Source organism: Streptomyces sp. NPDC048270 (genome assembly GCF_040652335.1).
Lineage (GTDB): Bacteria > Actinomycetota > Actinomycetes > Streptomycetales > Streptomycetaceae > Streptomyces.
On record NZ_JBEZLV010000006.1, the window covers coordinates 100,723 to 118,257 of the forward strand.

The window sequence follows — 17,535 nt, forward strand, 5'->3', positions numbered from 1 at the left end:
TTCCAGTCGAGGGGCAGAGCCCCTCGAAGGTGTCATTCCAGGACGCGGACCTCGTCGCCGACGCGTACCGTGCCCAGCCGCACCGGCACCAGGTGCCGGCCGAAGGCCAGGGACTTGCCGATCCGCCGGTGCGCGGCCAGGGTCTTCAGCGGCTCCTTGCCCCGCTGCGCCGTGCGCTGGTCGGTGGTGGTGACGACGCACCGCCCGCACTCCCGGACCCCGCGGAACTCGGCGTCGCCGATCGCGATGCGCCGCCAGCCGTCCTCCGCCCACGCCCCGGCCCCGGCCACCACCACATTGGGCCGGAAACGGTCCATGGGCAGCGGCCCCTCCGCGGGGTGGTCCCCTCCCGCGATCAGGGCGTTGAGCGCGTCCAGCGAGGCCAGGGTCGTGAGCAGCAGGGGGTAGGCGTCGGCCAGGCTCACCGTCTCGCCCGGCAGGGCGTATTCCGGGTCCACGGGCCGCCGTACGGCCGGATCGTCCAGGTGCACCAGCCGTACCGGCACCCCGAGGTACGCGCTGAACCAGTCGGCCGCCGTGCCCGCCGCGACCGCGGTCTCGACCTTCTTCCCGAACAGCAGGACCGGTTCCAACGGACCCGGTCCCGGCACCTCCACGAACAGCTCCGGCATTCCGGGCGCCGACAGCGCGATCGCGCCCCCGGCCGCCGGACGTGCCGCGGCCAGGGCCAGTCGCGGCTGCTGGCGCTGGGTGATGACCGTGCCCCATGCGTCGACCAGCGCCCACCGGCGGTCCCCGGACAGGCCCCAGGGCTCCACGGCCACCTCGTCGGGAGCGGTCCCCGCTACCGATTTGACGGGATGGACGTGAAGCGCCTGGACGTGCAAGTTCGACATGAGGGCATCCTGCCAGTCGCCCCCTCCGCGGCCCCAGCGGATATCCGCGGGTCGGTCAGTAGCCGCGCCCCTGGTACGGACGGCCGTACGGATCCTCGTACCCGGCGGCCGGCACCGGCGCGGGAGCCGGCATCGGGCGCGGCGCGGCCGGGCGCATGGCCTCGTACCCGGTGGCCATGGCGGCCGGGCGGGGCTGCTGCGGCTGGTGCTGCGGCACGAACGCGCCGCGGGGCGGCTGTTGCTGCTGCTGGGGGATGTACGGCGCGGGCGCGTGCTGCAGCGGCATCGGCTGCTGCGCGGCCTGCTGCTGGTAGGGGTACCCGTACGCCGGAGCCTGCTGCTGCGGCATCGCCGGGGGCAGCGCCGGCAGGGACGACGCGAGGGCCGGCAGGTACCCACCGCTCGAATACCCGGCGCTGGGGGACTCGTAGGCAGCCGGGACGCGGATCGGGGCGATCTGCGGAGTGCCGCGTTCGGCGACGAGCGAGTCGTAGATGGGGGTGTCCGGGAAGGAGGGCGCGGAGTAGTAACCGCCGCCATAAGTGGAGCGGGGGGAGGTCATGGGACCTAAGTTAAGCCCACGGCTTCACCGGGTCCATAGCGAGGTGTCGTCAACACCGTCCTGACCTGCATATTCCCAGGTCAGGACCTCACCTTTCATTTGACGTTCACGTGCACGATTCGCCACTTCCACCCCGTCTTGTGCGCACTCGTACCCACCGGTTGTGCAGTGCACCGACTTGGTGCTGACGCAGCGTCACAAGCCGGTGACCTCGGATGACGTTGTTTCGGGCAGCAGTTCGCCGTTTCAGGCGTCGCTGGGGCGGGCATAGGTACGGCCCTTCCACGCCGCACCGCGCCCCCGGTAGTGCTGCACGGCCGAATCGACGGTCATCAACAGGTACAGCAGGGCCGTGAGCGGAAGCAGCGGAGCGAGTGCCGGGGACTGCCGGTAGTACCGCAGCATCGGCAGGTACGTGCCCGCCATCAGCAGCCAGGCCAGGCCCCCGGCCCACGCGGTGGCCGGCCGCCCGGACGCGAGCCCGGACAGGAGGGCGGCCGGCGGCACGAGGTAGACGAGCACCAGGCCGGCGACCGTCCCGGCGAGCAGGAGCGGCTGATGGCGCAGCTGCGCGTAGGCGCTGCGCGAGACCATCCGCCACAGGTCCCCGAGCGCGGGGTACGGGCGCACGCTGTCCACCCGCTCCGCCAGGCCCAGCCAGATCCGGCCGCCGGAGCGCCGGACGGCGCGCGCCAGGGACACGTCGTCGATCACGGCCTGCCGGATGGCGTCGGGCACGCCCGCGCGGACGGCGGCCTCGGTGCGCAGCAGGACACAGCCGCCGGCGGCCGCCGTGGTGCGGGCGCCGGGGCGGTTGATCCGGCGGAAGGGGTAGAGCTGGGCGAAGAAGTACACGAAGGCGGGTACGACGAGCCGCTCCCACACGCCGACGACGCGCAGCCGGGCCATCTGGGAGACGAGGTCGAGGTCGGCGGAGGTGGCGGCGGAGACCAGCTCGCGCAAACTGTCGGGTTCGTGCGCGATGTCGGCGTCGGTGAGGAGCAGGTAGTCGGGCTCGGCGGGGTGCGCGGTGCGGGCGAGCGCGATGCCGTGGCGCAGGGCCCAGAGCTTGCCGGTCCAGCCGGGGGCCGGGTCGCCGGGGGAGGTCACGGTGAGCGGGAGCCCGGGCTGCTCGCCGGCGAGGCGCCGGGCGAGGGCGCCGGTCCCGTCGGTACTGCCGTCGTCGACCAGGATCACCTCGGCTTCGCCGGGATAGTCCTGGGCGAGGAGCGAGGGCAGGCTCCGGGGCAGCACCTTGGCCTCGTCCCGGGCCGGGACGACCACGGCGACGGAGGGCCAGCGGGCGGGGGCGGTGCGCGGCGGGAGCCGGACGTCGGTGCGCCAGAACATGCCCTGGGCGAGCGTGAGCCAGAGCCAGGCGGCGAGTGAGGCGTAGGCCGCACAGGCGGCGATGAGGGTGCCCATGGCGGCAGTGTGCCGGGCCCTGCGGGGCGTGTCGCGCACCCGGACGCGCGGCGCGCGTGGCGCCCGGTCCGCCGGCGCGGGGCCGGTCCGCTCGCGCGGGGGGCGGTACCGGGCCGGGGTCGGCGGGCGGGGGCGGCCGGGGGCCGGCGGGCCAGGACGGGCCGGGGCGGGCGGGCCGGGACGGGGCGGGGCGGGGCGGGCCGGGACGGGCGGGCTGGGGCGGCGGGGTTGGTGGAGCGGCCCTCGCTGGGGGGTTCTCGGGGGCGGGTCGGGGGCCGGTCCCTGGCGTGTGGGCCGGGGAGGCCGGGTTCGCGCGGGGTGGGGCCGTGGTGCGGTGCCCCAGGTGGCCCCGGGCGGCGGGGGCGTGTTTTCCGTGGCCGCGCGATGCCGGGTGGCGCATGGCTGCGGCGGGTGGTGGTGGGGGTTTCGGTTCGGCGGGGGCGTGGGTCTTCGGGGGGTGCGGTGGGTGGTGGTCGGGGGTTTCGGTCCGTGCGGTGGCGGTCGCGCGGTATGGGGTCTGGCGGGCGGGTGGGCGCGGGTCTTCAGGGCGGTGCGGTGACCGGTGTCGGGGGTTTCGGTCGGGGTGGTGGGGGTCGCGTGGTGGTGGTGTGGCGGGCGGGCGGGCGCGGGCCTTCGGGGAGGTGCGGTGGGGGTGTCGACTAAGGTGGGCGCGTGAAGATCGCGCTCATGGACTCCGGAATCGGCCTTCTCGCGGCGGCCGCGATGGTGCGGCGGCTGCGGCCCGACGCGGAGTTGGTCCTGTCCTCCGACCCCGACGGCATGCCCTGGGGTCCGCGGACGCCCGCCGACCTCACCGGACGCGCGCTCGACGTCGCCCGTGCCGCCGCCGCGCACCGCCCCGACGCGCTGATCGTCGCCTGCAACACCGCCTCCGTGCACAGCCTGCCGGCTCTCCGGGCGGAGCTGGAGCCCGGGATCCCGGTCATCGGGACCGTCCCCGCGATCAAGCCGGCCGCGGCCGCCGGCGGGCGCGTGGCCATCTGGGCCACCCCGGCCACCACCGGCAGCCCGTACCAGCGGGGGCTGATCGGCGAGTTCGCCGCCGGAGCCCGGGTCACCGAGGTGCCGTGCCCCGGTCTGGCCGACGCGGTGGAGACCGCCGACGACGAGGCCGTGACGGCCGCCGTGGCCGCGGCTGCGGCGCTGACCCCGGCCGACGTCACCGACGTGGTGCTCGGCTGCACGCACTACGAGCTGGTCGAGACCGCCATCCGGGCCGCGCTGGCCGAGCGGACGCGGGGGGCCGAGCTGGTCTTCCACGGATCCGCCGAGCCGGTGGCCGTCCAGGCGCTGCGCCGCATCGGCGCCCGGCCCGAGCCCGGCCTGCCGGCCACCGGCGGCCTGACCGTCCTGCGCAGCGGCCGCCTCGGCACGCTCCCGGCCGCCGCCCTCGGCTACGCGGAGGGCCGCCTGCTCGCGGGCCGGGACGCCGTCGTCGGCTGACGCCGCCCCCCGCCCCGGGCTGATCGGCACGGCTCCGCCGGACAGGAGCTCCGGCGATGGCCGACGCCGCAGCCGGCCTGGGCGGACCGGCGTGCCGGGCGGCGCCGGTCCCAGCTCCGCCCCCCGGTTTCGCCCACGCCGCAGCCGGGCTGGGCGGGTCGGTCTGCCGACAGACGCGGGTCCCCGGCTGTTCCGACCGGCTTCGCCGCTGGCTGCGGCGTTGGGGAAGCCGGGGGCCGCCCCCGATCCGGGCTGATCGGTATGGCTCCGCCGGACAGGGGCTCCGGCGATGGCCGACGCCGCAGTCGGCCTGGGCGGACCGGAGTGCCGACCGACGCGGGGCCCCGGTTTTGTCCACCGGCTGCGCGCCCCCGGCTTCCCCCACGCCGCAGCCTGCCTCTGCGGACCAGTCTGCCGGCTGGCGCCGGTCCCGCCCCCCGGCTTCGCCGACGCCGCAGCCGGGCTGGGCGGATCGGTCTGCCGGTCGGCGCCGGTCCCCGCTGCGCCCCGGCTTCCCCGACGCCGCAGCAGGCCTCGGCGGACCGGTCTGCCGGCTGGCGCCGCCCCCGATGTGCGGGCTGATCGCTACGGCTTCGCCGGACAGGAGTTCCGGCGATGGCCGACGCCGCAGCCGGCCTGGGCGGACCGGCGTGCCGGGCGGCGCCGGTCCCAGCTCCGCCCCCCGGCTTCGCCCACGCCGCAGCCGGGCTGGGCGGGTCGGTCTGCCGGGCGGCGCCGGTTCCCGCTGCGCGCCACGGCTTCGCCGACGCTGCTGCTGGGGCTGGAGCGTTGCGGCCGGGGGATGGGGTGTGGCTGCGACGCGCGTCCCGGTCTGGCCCCGCCGTTGTCGCGTCGCGGTCGCCCGTTCCGGGCTACCCGGCACGGCTCCGCCTGGCGGGGCTCCGCAGTTCCCCCGGCCTTGGCCGCTGAACCGTGCCCCGGGGGGTGGCGGATCTGCCTCGGCCTCGGTCGGCGCTTTGCCGTGGCCGGCCGGTTCGCGGGGTTTTGGCCGGCGCGGGTGGCCGCCCGGCCCTGGTCGACGCCGTTGCGCTGGCCGGGCGGCTCCGCCGGAGGGGCCGGGGCCGGTGTTCGGTTCGGGCTACGCGGCGGCCGACGCCAGGCGGCGGGCCAGGGCGCGGAGGGCGTCCGCGCGGAGGACCCGGTCGCCGAAGCCGGGGAGCGGGACGTGGAGCGGCTTCGTCCAGTGGTCGGGGACGGCCCGTTCCCCGTAGCGGGCCCCGGCCAGGGCGCCGGTCACCGCGGCCACCGTGTCGGTGTCGCCGCCCAGGTCCACGGCCGCCCGTACCGCCTCCGCGAAGCCGGAGGTCGTGCGCAGGGCCCACACCGCCGAGCCCAGGCAGGGCCACACTGCCCCGTTGAACTCGGTGGCCAGGCCCGGGTGCCAGGCCGGATCCAGCACCACGGCGTAGCGCTCGCGGTGGCCGGGGTGCACCGCGTCGAGCGTCGCGGGGAGCGCGGCCAGCGGATCGGCGCCCTCCAGGGCCACCCGGACCAGCTCGTGCAGGACGGCCGTGCCCTCCCAGGCGGCCCGGTCGCCGTGGGTCAGTGCCGCGATCCGCCGCGCGGCGTCCATGGTTCCCTCGCGCCCGGCGCCCGCGAAGTACACGGCCGAGGTGGCCGCGCGCATCAGGGAACCGTTGCCCGCCGCCCGGGCGTTGATCTGGAAGTGCAGTGCGGCGGCGCGGTCCCAGGGCTCGCCGTTGGTCAGGACGTCCTCGGTCTGGAGCCCGATGTCCTTGGGTCGCCCGGCGGCCCACCGCTGGAACCGGCCGAAGATGTCCGGCAGTTCGAGCCCGCCGTGCTCCAGCAGGGACTCGCCGACCAGGATCGCCATCTGCGTGTCGTCCGTGGCCTCGCCCGGGTCCCAGCCGCCGCCCCCGAGCATCTCCTCGCCGCGCTCGGTGAACTGCCCCGGCGGGCCGAACTCGTACGGCGCTCCCAGTGCGTCGCCGGCCGCCGAGCCCAGTACGGCGCCCACGGCCCGGTCGGTCCGGGTGGTCGGCATGGTCGGCGTGGTCATCGGGTCGTCTCCCCGGGGTCGATGGCGGCCAGGAGGTCGCGGGTGAAGGAGTCCAGGTCGTCCAGCCCGGCCGCCGCCAGGGTGGCGGTCGCGCCGGCCAGCAGGTGGGGGAGGGCCCCGTGCAGGGCGAGGGTGAGCGCGCGGACCTGCTCCGGACCGGCCGGCACTCCGGCGCCGCTCAGCAGGTGCGTGTACGCCGCGAAGTCCGAGGCGGCGATCGGGTCCAGCAGCCCGGCCAGCCACGGCCGCCGGGTCGCCTCGGTCTGGAGCTCCAGGTAGGCCAGCGTCCGGGCCCGGCCCGGTCCGGCCACGTCCCGCAGCAGTCCCGCGAGCAGGGCCGCGAGCTCCCGGGCGTCGGACGGTCCGGGGCCGGCCCCCGCCAGGGCGGCGGCCACCGCCCGGTACTGCTCCAGGCTCCGCTCGGCCACCGCCCGCAGCAGCGCGTCACGGGTCGGGAAGTAGTTCTTGGCCGTGCCCGTCGGCACGCCGGCCTCCGCGTCGACCGCCCGGTGCGTCAGTCCGCGCCCGCCCGCGCCCGCCAGTACGCGGACGGCCGCGTCCCGCAGCCGGTCCCGCCGTTCCTGGTTCGCCCTGCTCGCGTTCACGTGCCCCGCGCCCACTTCACCCGCATTCACGTTGCCAGCATAACCACATCCGTGGTACCACAGATGTAGTACCACGGCCGTGGTGGTCGTGGCGGTGAAGGGGGCCGGTCATGAAGAGCGGGAGCAGGGCCGTCGTGGTGGGCGCCGGCGTCGGCGGACTGGCCACGGCCATCGGGCTGCGGCGCGCGGGCTGGGAGGTGACCGTGCTGGAGGGCCGGACGGCGCCCGAACGCTACGGAACCGCCTTCGGCATCCACCCCACCGCACAGACCGCGCTCGAGCGGCTCGGCCTCGGCGAGGCATTGAGGGCGCACGCCGTCCCCTACCGCGAGGCCAGGATCCGGCGCCCCGACGGCACGGTGCTGGCCGCGCTCCCGCTCGAGCGGATCGAGCGCAAGGCGGGCCGGCCCGAACTGCTCATCTCCCGGCCGCGCCTGATCGACGCCCTGCTCGCCGCGCTCGACCGGACCGGCGGTGCGGAGATCGCCTACGGGCACCGCCTCACCGACCCGGCGGACCTGGAGGCCGACCTCGTCGTCGGCGCCGACGGCATCAACAGCGCCGTCCGCACCGCGTACTTCGGCCGCACCAGCAGCCCCCGCGCTGTCGGCTCCACCGCCTGGATCGGCATCGCCGGGTTCGAGACCGGCGTGTACGGAGAGACCTGGGGCGAGGGCCGCTTCTTCGGGATGACCCCCGTCGAGCCCGGCCGCACCAACTGGTACGCCACCGTCCCGGAGGCCACCACCGCCGAGGCGCTGCGGGACGCCTTCGCCGACTGGCACGACCCGATCCCGCGGGTCCTGGCGGAGACCGACCCCGCGACCTGGATCCGCTACGAGATGCGCCACCTGTACCCGGCGCTGCCCGCCTTCGTCGCGGCCGGCCGGGTGGCCCTCGTCGGGGACGCCGCCCACGCCATGACCCCCAACCTCGGCCAGGGGGCCTGCACCGCCCTGCTCGACGCCGAAGCGCTGACCCGCGCCGTCGCGGAGGGCACCGCGCACGGGCCGGCGGAGGGCGCCGCGCACGGGCCGGGCGGGCTCCCCGCCGCCCTGCTCGCCTACGACGCCGAGCGGCGCCGCAGCGCCCAGCGGGTCGCCTTCGGCTCCCGGACCCTGCACCGCTTCATGACCGCCCGCCGCCCGGCCCTGCGCGACGCGCTGGTGGGCCTCCTCCCCGGCCCGGCCTGACCCGGGAGGCGTCCCCCGGCGCTGCCGAGACCCGGCCGGCCATCGCGTCGGCCCGTCCCCGGACCCGCCGTGCGGTCGTGCGCGGGAGCGTCGGACCTCAAGTTTGGTTGAGGTCAACCGCGGGCAGGCGCGCCATGCACCGACCGACCGGGCGAGAGGCGGTGGCGCACATGCGGAACGTGAGTACGCTGCTAGTCATGACCGGTCACCCCCCGGGTCCGCTCTGGACGGGCCGGGCCTCCAACCGCGCCCAGTGGCTGCTCGCAGCGGCCGGTGCCGCCTGTCTGGCGCTCGGCATCCAGCTGGCCGTCGACAACGCCTGGACCAACGGGATCGTCCCGCTGCTCATGTCCGTGGTCGGCTGCCTCGCCGCCGGGCTGCTCATCCTCTACGGCACCCTCGCCTTCGTGCACGTGGCCGTCACCGTCGACTCGGAAGCCCTCGTGGTCCGCTGCGGCCACATCGGGCTGCCGCGCCGCACCATCCGCCTCGCGGAGGTGGCCTCCGCCGAGTTCGTCCCCCGGATCACCCCGACGCACTGGGGCGGCTGGGGCTACCGCTGGCGCCCCGAGAAGGGCACCGCGGTCATCGTCCGCCGCGGTGAGGGCGTGGAACTGCGGCTCGACGACGGCAAGCTCTTCACGGTCACCGTCGACGACGCGGAGAACGCCGTCCGGGTCATCCGCGCCCACCTGCGGGCCCTTGCCCGCTGACGCGGACGCACACGACGTACACTCCGCCAGATGAGCAGCAGTGTCACCCGCGCGGCCGGGAACGAGCCCGCGGACCCCTCCGCCGCAGTCCGGCCGGCAGCCGCCTCGGAGCCCGCGGCCCTCCCCCCTGCCGGCCCCGCCGGAACCGCGCAGCGGAAGGGCGGCCGGCTGGTGCGCCCGCTGCTCGCCGCGCTCGCCGGAGTGCTGCTCTACCTCAGCTTCCCGCCCCGCCCCCTGTGGTGGCTGGCCCCCCTCGCCCTCGCCCTGCTCGCCGGCTGCCTGCGCGGCCGCCGTGCCCGGGCGGGCTTCGGACTCGGGCTCCTCGCCGGCCTCGGCTACCTGCTGCCGCTCCTCGTGTGGACCGGCGAGGAGGTCGGCCCCGTGCCCTGGCTGGCGCTGGCCGCCGTCGAAGCCGTCTTCATCGGCCTCACCGGACTGGGGATCGCCCTCGTCAGCAGGCTTCCGGCCTGGCCGCTGTTCGCCGCCGCCGTCTGGGTCGCCGGCGAGGCACTGCGCGCCCGCGTGCCCTTCGGCGGGTTCCCCTGGGGCAAGCTCGCCTTCGGCCAGGCCGACGGCGTCTTCACCCCGCTCGCCGCGGTCGGCGGCACCCCGCTGCTGTCCTTCGCCGTCGCCCTCTGCGGATTCGGGCTGTACGAAGCCCTGCGCACCGCCCTCGACCACCCCCGCCGGGCCACCGCCGCACTGGCCGCGCTCACCGTCGTCGCCCCCGTCGGCGCCGGCCTCGCCGCCCGGCCGCTGGTCTCCGACGCCGCCGAGGACGGCACCGCCGTGGCAGCCGTGATCCAGGGCAACGTGCCGCGCCTGGGGCTCGACTTCAACGCCCAGCGCCGCCAGGTCCTGGACAACCACGCCAAGCGCACCGAACAGCTCGCCGAGGACGTCAAGGCGGGCCGCGCCCCCAAGCCCGACTTCGTGGTCTGGCCGGAGAACTCCTCCGACCTCGACCCGTACTCCCAGCCCGACGCCTACGAGGTCATCGACCACGCGGTCAAGGCGATCGGCGTGCCCGTGGCCATCGGCGCCGTCGTGTCCCCGCAGACCGGCCCGCTGCGCAACACGATGATCCTCTGGGACCCGGTGAGCGGCCCCACCGCGACCTACGACAAGCGCAAGATCCAGCCCTTCGGAGAGCGCATCCCGATGCGCTCCTTCGTCCGGATCTTCAACTCCGACGTGGACCGGGTCCGCCGCGACTTCGGCCCCGGCAAGGACCCCGGCGTGTTCGACATGGCCGGCAGCGGCGTCGGCATGGTCACCTGCTTCGAGGCCGCCTTCGACGACGCCGTCCGCTCCACCGTCCGGGCCGGCGCCCAGGTGATCGCCGTACCCAGCAACAACGCCACCTTCGGCCGCAGCCAGATGACCTACCAGCAGCTCGCCATGGACCGGATCCGCGCCGTCGAGCACAGCCGGACCGTCCTCGTCCCGGTCACCAGCGGGGTGAGCGCGGTGATCCGCCCCGACGGGACCATCGAGCGGCAGACGGAGATGTTCACGGCGGACGCGCTGGTCACCGAGATCCCGCTGCGCTCCACCGAGACCCCCGCGACCCGGCTCGGACCGCTGCCCGAGTACGCGCTGCTGCTCCTCGCCGCCGCCGGTTTCGGCTGGACCCTGACCCGCCGGCTCCGAGCCCGCCGGGCCGAGGCGTAGGCGCCCGGGGCCGGGCCTTAGGGTCGGAAGATGACCACGCCCGAATACATCCGCGAGATCCGCGCCACGGCCGGACACCGGCTGCTCCTGCTGCCCGGCGTCACGGCCATCGTCGTCGACGACGAGGGCCGGGTGCTGCTCGGCCGGCGCTCGGACACCGGCCGCTGGTCGGTGGTCGGAGGGATCGCCGAACCGGGGGAGCAGCCCGCCGAGACCGCCGTGCGCGAGGTGTACGAGGAGACCGCCGTGCGGTGCGTGCCCGAGCGCGTGGTCCTCGTCCAGATGCTCGAGCCGGTCACCTACCCCAACGGCGACGTCTGCCAGTTCCAGGACATCACCTTCCGCTGCCGGGCGACCGGCGGCGAGGCGCGGGTGAACGACAGCGAGTCGCTGGAGGTCGCCTGGTTCGAGGTGGACGCCCTGCCGCCGCTGGAGCCCTTCGCGCTCGACCGCATCCACCGCGCGCTGCGCGACGAGCCGGCCTGGTTCGAGGCCCCGGTCGCGGTCACGGACTAGCGCGCACGCGGCGCCCCCGCGGATCGGCCCGTACGCGGCCGCCCGCACGGAGCGGTGCGTACGGCGGGCGGTGTCAGCCGGCGTCCGACGCCTCGCGGTACAGCTCCACCGCCTGGTCGCCCATCAGCGCGCTGTACGAGACCTCCGGCACGGTGCCGCCGCCCTCGTAGCCGCCGAGCACCCCGGCCAGGGCGCCGTCCACCAGCCAGGGGCTGCCGCTGGTGCCGCCGCTGAGGTCCGGGCACTCGATGCGGCGCTGGGTCGGCGAGAGCAGGGCGGTGGTGTTCGCGCAGCGCAGCGGGGCCTCCTCGGCGCGCGGGTAGCCGATGACGGTCACGGTGGCGTCGGCCGCCTGCTCCGCGGCGACCGGGAAGCCGCCGACGAGGTCCTCGACCCGCTCGGAGTGCCCGCCGTCCGCCGGGGCCACCGTCGCGAAGGCGATGTCGGCGTCCGGGTCCTCGCCGTCCGTCCAGCCCGGCGCCACGTACACCCCCGTGATCCGCCATGTGCCGTAGGGGGCCTCGCCCTCCCGGTAGCCCGGCGCGAACACGGTGGTGTCCGGGTCCTCCAGGCAGTGCGCGGCGGTGGCGATCACGTCGCGGCCGCCGCTGCGGACCACCGCGGCGGTGCAGAAGTGCCCGCCGTCGAGCCCGCCGGCGAACAGCGCGCCCACCCGGTCCGCCGCGGGGTCCGGCGCGGCCCGCGCGGTGACGCCGAGCGGCAGCCCGGCGGCCGCGCCGGGCACGTCCACGCTGAGCAGCGCGGCCATCGCGGCCAGCGCCGCCAGGATCCGGGACGCCCGCCGGGCACGCGCTCGGCCGACGGCACGGGGCTGGGGGAGCAAGCGGTGGATCATGCTTCGACCCTGCCCGGCGAACCTATGTCCGGAGCCCGATGTTCCGTATGAATCCGCTGTGAATCGTGGACCCGCCGTGAAGCCGGTGGCCCCCGTGTGAAGGCCGGGCGCCCGGCCCGGGCGCCCTAACCGAGCCGCTCGTACACCGTCACCCGGCGGCCCCGGACCTGCCGGTCCTCCACCACCGTGAACCGCTCCCGCAGGACGGCGGCCTTGGCCTTGTCGCGCTCCGCCGACGGAGCCTTCGCGACCTCCGCCGCGTCCGTGACCAGCAGCACCCGCCGCTGTCCGAGCAGCTCCTCCCGGATGCGGGCCGGACCTGCCTCCTCGCCCTTGAGCGTGCCCGAGGCGGCCGGGGTGCTCGCCAGGGCGATGTCGGCCAGCCCCGTGAACGCACCGGGGGAGACCAGCGCGGTGTCCCGGCGCGCGGCCGGGACGAACAGCACCGCGTCCCCGTCCCGCTTGAGCCGCGCCACCTCACCGGCCACCGACAGTACGTCGTCGACCCGGCTCGCCGGAGCCCGCTGGCCCAGCTCCACCGGCAGCAGGGCCAGCGCGGCGACCCCCGCCACCCCCGGCACGACCAGCCGGCCGGTCCTCGGGAAGCGGGGTGCGCAGGCCCGCACGGCGGCGCCCAGCGCGGCGCCGACCAGCAGGGCCAGACCCAGCAGGGAGAACAGCACGTACCGGTCCAGGAACAGCGGCTGGACCAGCGAGATGCCGATCAGCCCCAGCTGGGGCACCGCCAGCAGCGGCAGCCCGACCGCCGCCGCCGACAGCCGCCCCCGGCGGGGGCGGTCCGCCCCCGCGCAGAGGCCGCCGAGCGCCAGCAGGATGCCGGGCCCGATCAGCATGTGCCAGGTCAGCGGCGGTATCCACGAGACCTGGTCGGACTGCCCCCGGCTGAACAGGACCAGCGGCAGCGCACCCGCCACCGCGCCCGCGCCGTACGCCGCCCACCGCAGCCACGCCCCGCGCCCGGCCCGCACCCACCACAGCGTCACCGCGTGGGCGGGCAGGACCAGCAGCGACAGCCAGTTCAGCAGGGCGCAGACCAGCACGGTGATCCCGTACGCCGTCCAGCGCGGCCGGACCCGCCGCCCGGGCCGCGCGGCCTCCGGGCCCAGCAGCGACACCAGCAGCAGGGTCGACAGCCCGGCCCCGGCCGCGACCAGCGCGTACGGCCGGCCCTCCTGCAGGTGGAACTGCACGGCGGGCAGCAGCCCGAGGGCCAGTCCGCCGCCGAGCCCCGCCCAGAACCCGGCGAGCCGCCGCCCGAGGATCGCCACGCACGAGGCGGCGGCGGCGACCGCCAGCACGGACGGCAGCCGCAGGGTCGTCGTGCTCGCCCCGAAGACCTCGAAGAGGCCGTGCATCAGCAGGTAGTACAGGCCGTGCACGGCGTCGACGTTGCCGAGCATGTCCCAGATCTCGCCCGCCGACCGCCCGGCCACCTGCCAGGTCGCCGCCTCGTCCCGCCACACGCTGTCCTGGCGGGAGAGCCCCCACAGACCGAACGCCAGGGTCCACAGGAAGGGGAGGAGCCAAACGAGGTGCCCGCGTCGGGGCGCGGGTATGTGGCAAAGCATGAAGGGCTGGTGTTCCTCGGTCTGGCGTTCGGGCGGAAGCCACCAGTCTATGGACGACACGGACGGTTTCCGGACCGCCTGTTGTGCACCGCGGAGCGTGAGCCGGCGCCCCACCCGCCCCTAGCCTCGCCGCAGGAGCACGAACGAGGGGCGGTACCCGGTGAACTGGCTCATCCACGACTACCGCGAGAGCGATCTCGCAGCGGTGGTCCACCTGATCGACACCACGGCCGAACTCGGCCAGGAGTCCGTCTTCTCGCTCGCCGAGTGCATCAGCGCCCTCACGGACCGGCAGCCCTGTGTGGTCGCCGTCCACCAGGGCGTGCCGATCGGCGCGGCGCTCGCCTGCGTCACCGGGGAGCGGGCCTGGGTCATGCGCATCGCGATCGCCGCGGGCTGGCGCGGCCGGGGCCTGGCCAGCGCCCTGCTCGTCGAGCTGGAGCGGCGGCTCATCGCGGCCCGCGTGGGCCGGATCGCCTACGTGCTGCCCGAGGAGGACCTGCTCGGCGAGGGGCTGCTCAACGCCGGCTACACCCGCCAGCCCGCCGTCGCCTACTTCGAGAAGACGGAGCCGCTGCACGGACCGGCCGCGGGTCTCCTCGACGACCTCGGCGGCCGTTTCCTGCAGGGCGACCTGTGGGCCAAGGTCGCGGGAATGGAGCGGGAGAAGGACCTCATCGAACGGCGCGTGGTGCTGCCGCTCGCCGAGCCGGAGCGCGCCGCCTCGCACGGGGTGCGGCCGCCGCGCGCCATCACCCTCTTCGGGCCGCCCGGCACCGGCAAGACCACCTTCGCCCGGGCCATCGCCTCCCGGCTCGGCTGGCCCTTCGTGGAACTGCTGCCGTCCCGGCTCGCCGACGAGGGCAACCTGGCCGCGGCGCTGCGCGACGCCTTCGCCCGGATCGCCGAGCTGGAACGGGTCCTCGTCTTCATCGACGAGGTCGAGGAGATCGCGCCCGTGCGCACCGAGCCCGCACAGCCCGGCGGGATCCACGGGGTGACGAACGAACTGCTCAAGCTGATACCCGGCTTCCGCGAGGGCGACGAGCGGCTGCTGGTGTGCGCCACCAACTCCATCCGCTCCCTCGACCCGGCGTTCCTGCGGCCCGGGCGCTTCGACTACCTGATCCCGATCGGCACCCCGGACGCCGGGGCCCGCGCCGCGATCTGGTCCCGCTACACGGCGGGCCGCGCGGACGTCGACGTGGCGGCCCTGGTGGCGGCGACCGAGCTGTTCACGCCGGCCGACATCGAGCACGCGGCGCGGATCGCGGCGCAGGTGTCCTTCGAACGTGACCTGGAGGCGGTGGGCGGCCGGGGCGCCTCGGCCGCGCAGCTCGGCGCGACCACCGAGGACTACCTCGCGGCGGTCCGGCAGTGCCGGCCGACGGTGACCCCGGCGATGACGGGCGAGTTCGAGGCGGACATCACCGCCCACGCCCGGTTCTAGCCCCCGCGGAAACAAGGACTCCGCTCCCCGGTTGCGGCGGGGGGCGGGACGGCCGAGCGGCCGGACGCGAAACGGCCCGCGGCCACTCCCCAAAGCGGCCGCGGGCCTCCCGCGCGGACTTGGCATCCGTGCGGGACGGCCACGCTCCGGTTGGGGTGTTCGCCGGCTGGAACGTGACACGCAGGGGTGCCGGAGGGCGTCCTGAGCGCCCTCGTCAACACCCTCGAGTCAACCAGCGGACGGATCTGCGCGCTTCGGCCGGACGGCCACCGCCGCCCCGGCCGAAAGGACGAGAACGCGCGGGGAGGGCGGCGGGGGAGGTACGGGCAGCCGGATCCGGCCGCCCGCTACGGGGCGCAGCGGTAGGTGAACTCCACCGCGGCGGTGTGCCGATCGGGCGAGAGCAGCTCGAGCTCGGCCTTCGCGGGGTAGGTCCCCGGGCCGCGGAAGGTCCACAGCAGGTGCAGCCGCGCTTCGCCCTGTCCCCGCGGCACCCGCTCGGTCAGCCGCTCGGACCGCGTGCCGTCGCTGCGCAGCCACCGGTAGGAGAGGGTCCCCGGCCGGCCGTTGGTCCGTACGACGGCCACCACATCGGCGGTCGCATCGCAGGCCGGGCCCCGGGGGTCGGTGGTGACGGCCACGTCCCGGACGGCGAGCGCGGGACCGAACCGCTGCCACCCGAGGTACGCGAGGACCGCGAGCAGCACGACCGCGGCCAGGGCGTACCGCCGCAGGCCCGCGCCGCGCCGCGGCCGCGCGGGCGGGGCGGGGGCGGTCAGCGGGAACGGGGCGGGCAGGGCCGCCGTGACGCCGGGCCCGAACCGGAGCACCGATCCCTCGACCCGGTCGGGGGTCACCTCGGGGGCCGCCGGGGGGCCGGAGAACCAGTGGCTGCCGAGGACGGTGGCGCTGTAGTCGTCGTCCTGCGGGGCGCGGGGATCGCTCATCGGGGCGGCTCCTGGCAGCGCAGCAGGTACTGCGAGGCGGACGCGGACTTGTTGCCCGCGGCGGGCTTGGTCGTCACCCTGACACCGCCGTAGCAGCCGCGGTCGCGGGTGAACGCGTGGGACTTCACCACCGGGGCGAGCGAGCCGGACTGCACGACGAAGGTCTCCGTGCCGTCGGGTACCGAGTAGTCGCCCTGCCGGCTGCCGAGGAACCACTCGACCACGACGGTGACCGGCCCGGTGCCCGTGGCCGCGACCGAGATGGTCGCGTCGCCCCGGTAGACCCCCGTCCTGAGCGAGACGTCGACGCTCGTGACCCGCAGCGTCGGCGTGGGACTCGGAGTGGGCGTGGGCGACCAGCTGACGGTCGGCTTCGGGGACGGTGTGGGGCTCGGCGAGGCCGATCCCGACACCGACGGCGAGGGCGACGCCGACGCGGACGCGGACGGCGAGGGGCTCGCCGACGCGGAGGGACTCGGGCTCGGCGACGCGGAAGGGGACGCGGCCGGGCCCGGAGCAGGGGAGCCGGGAGGGGCCGCGCTCGTCGTGGCGAACGCGCTGAGGGCGGAGGCCCCGTCCGGCGACGCGCCGATCGCGTCCGTCGTGAGCACCAGAGCGGTGCCCAGGATCAGCGCCGCCCCCGCCGCCAGCCAGCCGCGCCGGCCCGGGGCCCAGCCGGAGCCCGATCCGCTGCTCAGGGTGGTCGTGGCCACCGCGGTGGTGCCCTCGGCCGCGCCGCCCGCGGAGGGGAACAGCAGTGGCAGCAGCGCCGCCACCGCCGCCAGCTTGCGCTGCCCGCGCTCCTCCCACTGCGGCCCGTACGCCGCGAGGGCCACGTGCTCCAGCTCCGCAACGAAGGCCTCGGCGTTCTCCGGCCGCTGCTCGGGCTGCTTGGCCAGACCCCGCCGGATCAGCGGGCGCACGGGCTCGGGGGCCTCGGTCTCCGGCACGGGCGCCTCGATGTGCTGCACGGCGAGCTCCGCGAAGTTCTCCCCGTCGTAGGGCTTGCGCCCGGTCAGGCACTCGAAGAAGGTCGCCGTCGCCGCGTACACGTCGGCGGCGGGGGAAGCGGGCCGGCCCTGCCACTGCTCGGGGGCCATGTAGGCGGGGGTGCCGGCCACGCCCGGGGTGGTCCCGCGCCCGGCCGCGATCCCGAAGTCCACCAGCTTCGAGGAGCCGTCCGCCGAGACCAGGACGTTCTCCGGCTTGTAGTCCCGGTGGACGACGCCCTCCCGGTGCGCGGCCGCCAGCCCGAGCAGCGAGCCCTTCAGCACCACCAGGGCGGCCTCGGCGTCCGCCTGCCCGGACTGCCGGAGCAGGGCGCGCAGCGAGATGCCGTCCACCAGCTCCATCACGATGGCCGCGCCGGCGGGCGACTCCACGTACTCGTACAGGCCCACGACGAAGGGCGAGCGCAGCCCGCCCAGCAGCCGGGCCTCCGCCCGGAACTCGCCGACGAAGGCCGGGTCCTCGCGCAGCCGGTCGCTCAGGTACTTCACCGCGACCGCCGTGCCCGTGCCGTCGTGCACGGCGAGCACCACGCGCCCGCTGCCGCCCGCACCCAGCTCCCGGACCTCCGTGTATCCGGGGACCGCCCATGCCGTCCGGGTGTCCTTCATCGTCTTCCGCCCCCCTGCCGGCCG

15 protein-coding genes are annotated in these 17,535 nt (G+C 76.1%); 6 read left to right on the forward strand and 9 right to left on the reverse strand.

Going from position 1 to position 17,535, the window contains the following annotated elements; genetic code table 11:
• Positions 1-32: 32 nt before the first annotated feature.
• The 3 genes from AB0D66_RS08390 to AB0D66_RS08400 form a co-directional block, all read right to left on the reverse strand.
• A complete protein-coding gene (locus AB0D66_RS08390; protein WP_362298556.1) occupies positions 33-857 on the reverse strand; it encodes an MOSC N-terminal beta barrel domain-containing protein in 825 nt (274 codons plus the stop codon).
• A 55-nt stretch (positions 858-912) separates the two neighbouring features.
• Positions 913-1,419 (reverse strand): DUF6643 family protein, encoded by a 507-nt coding sequence (locus AB0D66_RS08395; RefSeq protein WP_362298559.1) that lies wholly within the window; start codon positions 1,417-1,419, stop codon positions 913-915.
• A 246-nt stretch (positions 1,420-1,665) separates the two neighbouring features.
• Entirely contained in the window at positions 1,666-2,844 is a 1,179-nt protein-coding gene (locus AB0D66_RS08400) for a glycosyltransferase (RefSeq protein ID WP_362298562.1), read from the reverse strand.
• Between the two features lie 672 nt (positions 2,845-3,516).
• Here AB0D66_RS08400 and AB0D66_RS08405 point away from each other — a divergent pair.
• Complete coding sequence (locus AB0D66_RS08405; RefSeq protein ID WP_362298565.1) at positions 3,517-4,308, forward strand: aspartate/glutamate racemase family protein; 792 nt, start codon at positions 3,517-3,519, stop codon at positions 4,306-4,308.
• A 1,099-nt stretch (positions 4,309-5,407) separates the two neighbouring features.
• Here AB0D66_RS08405 and AB0D66_RS08410 read toward each other — a convergent pair.
• Complete coding sequence (locus AB0D66_RS08410) at positions 5,408-6,349, reverse strand: ADP-ribosylglycohydrolase family protein (RefSeq protein WP_362298567.1); 942 nt, start codon at positions 6,347-6,349, stop codon at positions 5,408-5,410.
• Entirely contained in the window at positions 6,346-6,984 is a 639-nt protein-coding gene (locus AB0D66_RS08415; RefSeq protein WP_362298570.1) for a TetR family transcriptional regulator, read from the reverse strand. Before AB0D66_RS08415 ends, AB0D66_RS08410 begins: the two co-directional genes overlap by 4 nt.
• 80 nt (positions 6,985-7,064) lie before the next feature.
• Between AB0D66_RS08415 and AB0D66_RS08420 the strand changes: the two genes are divergently transcribed.
• The 4 genes from AB0D66_RS08420 (at position 7,065) to AB0D66_RS08435 (ending at position 11,050) form a co-directional block, all read left to right on the forward strand.
• Positions 7,065-8,147 (forward strand): NAD(P)/FAD-dependent oxidoreductase, encoded by a 1,083-nt coding sequence (locus AB0D66_RS08420; RefSeq protein WP_362298573.1) that lies wholly within the window; start codon positions 7,065-7,067, stop codon positions 8,145-8,147.
• 197 nt (positions 8,148-8,344) lie between these two features.
• Positions 8,345-8,860: a hypothetical protein gene (locus tag AB0D66_RS08425; protein WP_362298576.1), complete on the forward strand. Its 516-nt coding sequence runs from the start codon at positions 8,345-8,347 to the stop codon at positions 8,858-8,860.
• A gap of 30 nt (positions 8,861-8,890) precedes the next feature.
• The gene (gene lnt / locus AB0D66_RS08430) at positions 8,891-10,534 is read left to right on the forward strand and encodes an apolipoprotein N-acyltransferase (RefSeq protein ID WP_362298579.1); all 1,644 of its coding nucleotides are present in this window, start codon (positions 8,891-8,893) and stop codon (positions 10,532-10,534) included.
• 30 nt (positions 10,535-10,564) lie between these two features.
• Positions 10,565-11,050: an NUDIX domain-containing protein gene (locus AB0D66_RS08435; RefSeq protein ID WP_362298582.1), complete on the forward strand. Its 486-nt coding sequence runs from the start codon at positions 10,565-10,567 to the stop codon at positions 11,048-11,050.
• Between the two features lie 73 nt (positions 11,051-11,123).
• Here the strand turns inward: AB0D66_RS08435 and AB0D66_RS08440 are convergent, their stop codons facing one another.
• Both AB0D66_RS08440 and AB0D66_RS08445 read right to left on the reverse strand, forming a co-directional pair.
• Positions 11,124-11,906: a trypsin-like peptidase domain-containing protein gene (locus AB0D66_RS08440; protein ID WP_362298585.1), complete on the reverse strand. Its 783-nt coding sequence runs from the start codon at positions 11,904-11,906 to the stop codon at positions 11,124-11,126.
• A gap of 125 nt (positions 11,907-12,031) precedes the next feature.
• Positions 12,032-13,495, reverse strand: coding sequence for a hypothetical protein (locus AB0D66_RS08445; RefSeq protein ID WP_362298588.1), 1,464 nt, complete (start codon positions 13,493-13,495; stop codon positions 12,032-12,034).
• A gap of 160 nt (positions 13,496-13,655) precedes the next feature.
• Between AB0D66_RS08445 and AB0D66_RS08450 the strand changes: the two genes are divergently transcribed.
• Complete coding sequence (locus AB0D66_RS08450; RefSeq protein WP_362298591.1) at positions 13,656-14,945, forward strand: bifunctional GNAT family N-acetyltransferase/ATP-binding protein; 1,290 nt, start codon at positions 13,656-13,658, stop codon at positions 14,943-14,945.
• Positions 14,946-15,292: 347 nt separating this feature from the next.
• On the opposite strand, the gene AB0D66_RS08455 is transcribed toward AB0D66_RS08450, so the two are convergent.
• Together AB0D66_RS08455 and AB0D66_RS08460 are read right to left on the reverse strand one after the other, a co-directional pair.
• Positions 15,293-15,892, reverse strand: a complete 600-nt coding sequence (locus AB0D66_RS08455; protein WP_362298594.1) for a hypothetical protein — start codon at positions 15,890-15,892, stop codon at positions 15,293-15,295.
• Positions 15,889-17,511: a serine/threonine-protein kinase gene (locus AB0D66_RS08460; protein WP_362298597.1), complete on the reverse strand. Its 1,623-nt coding sequence runs from the start codon at positions 17,509-17,511 to the stop codon at positions 15,889-15,891. The genes AB0D66_RS08455 and AB0D66_RS08460 overlap by 4 nt, the downstream gene beginning before the upstream one ends.
• Between the last annotated feature and the right edge of the window lie 24 nt (positions 17,512-17,535).

What these genes read in the sequence shown, in the direction of transcription:
- AB0D66_RS08390 (WP_362298556.1), bottom strand. Translation starts at nt 857, where the DNA reads ATGTCGAACTTGCACGTCCAGGCGCTTCACGTCCATCCCGTCAAATCG.
- AB0D66_RS08395 (WP_362298559.1), bottom strand. Translation starts at nt 1,419, where the DNA reads ATGACCTCCCCCCGCTCCACTTATGGCGGCGGTTACTACTCCGCGCCC.
- AB0D66_RS08400 (WP_362298562.1), bottom strand. Translation starts at nt 2,844, where the DNA reads ATGGGCACCCTCATCGCCGCCTGTGCGGCCTACGCCTCACTCGCCGCC.
- AB0D66_RS08410 (WP_362298567.1), bottom strand. Translation starts at nt 6,349, where the DNA reads ATGACCACGCCGACCATGCCGACCACCCGGACCGACCGGGCCGTGGGC.
- AB0D66_RS08420 (WP_362298573.1), top strand. Translation starts at nt 7,065, where the DNA reads ATGAAGAGCGGGAGCAGGGCCGTCGTGGTGGGCGCCGGCGTCGGCGGA.
- AB0D66_RS08425 (WP_362298576.1), top strand. Translation starts at nt 8,345, where the DNA reads ATGACCGGTCACCCCCCGGGTCCGCTCTGGACGGGCCGGGCCTCCAAC.
- lnt (WP_362298579.1), top strand. Translation starts at nt 8,891, where the DNA reads ATGAGCAGCAGTGTCACCCGCGCGGCCGGGAACGAGCCCGCGGACCCC.
- AB0D66_RS08435 (WP_362298582.1), top strand. Translation starts at nt 10,565, where the DNA reads ATGACCACGCCCGAATACATCCGCGAGATCCGCGCCACGGCCGGACAC.
- AB0D66_RS08440 (WP_362298585.1), bottom strand. Translation starts at nt 11,906, where the DNA reads ATGATCCACCGCTTGCTCCCCCAGCCCCGTGCCGTCGGCCGAGCGCGT.
- AB0D66_RS08445 (WP_362298588.1), bottom strand. Translation starts at nt 13,495, where the DNA reads ATGCTTTGCCACATACCCGCGCCCCGACGCGGGCACCTCGTTTGGCTC.
- AB0D66_RS08455 (WP_362298594.1), bottom strand. Translation starts at nt 15,892, where the DNA reads ATGAGCGATCCCCGCGCCCCGCAGGACGACGACTACAGCGCCACCGTC.
- AB0D66_RS08460 (WP_362298597.1), bottom strand. Translation starts at nt 17,511, where the DNA reads ATGAAGGACACCCGGACGGCATGGGCGGTCCCCGGATACACGGAGGTC.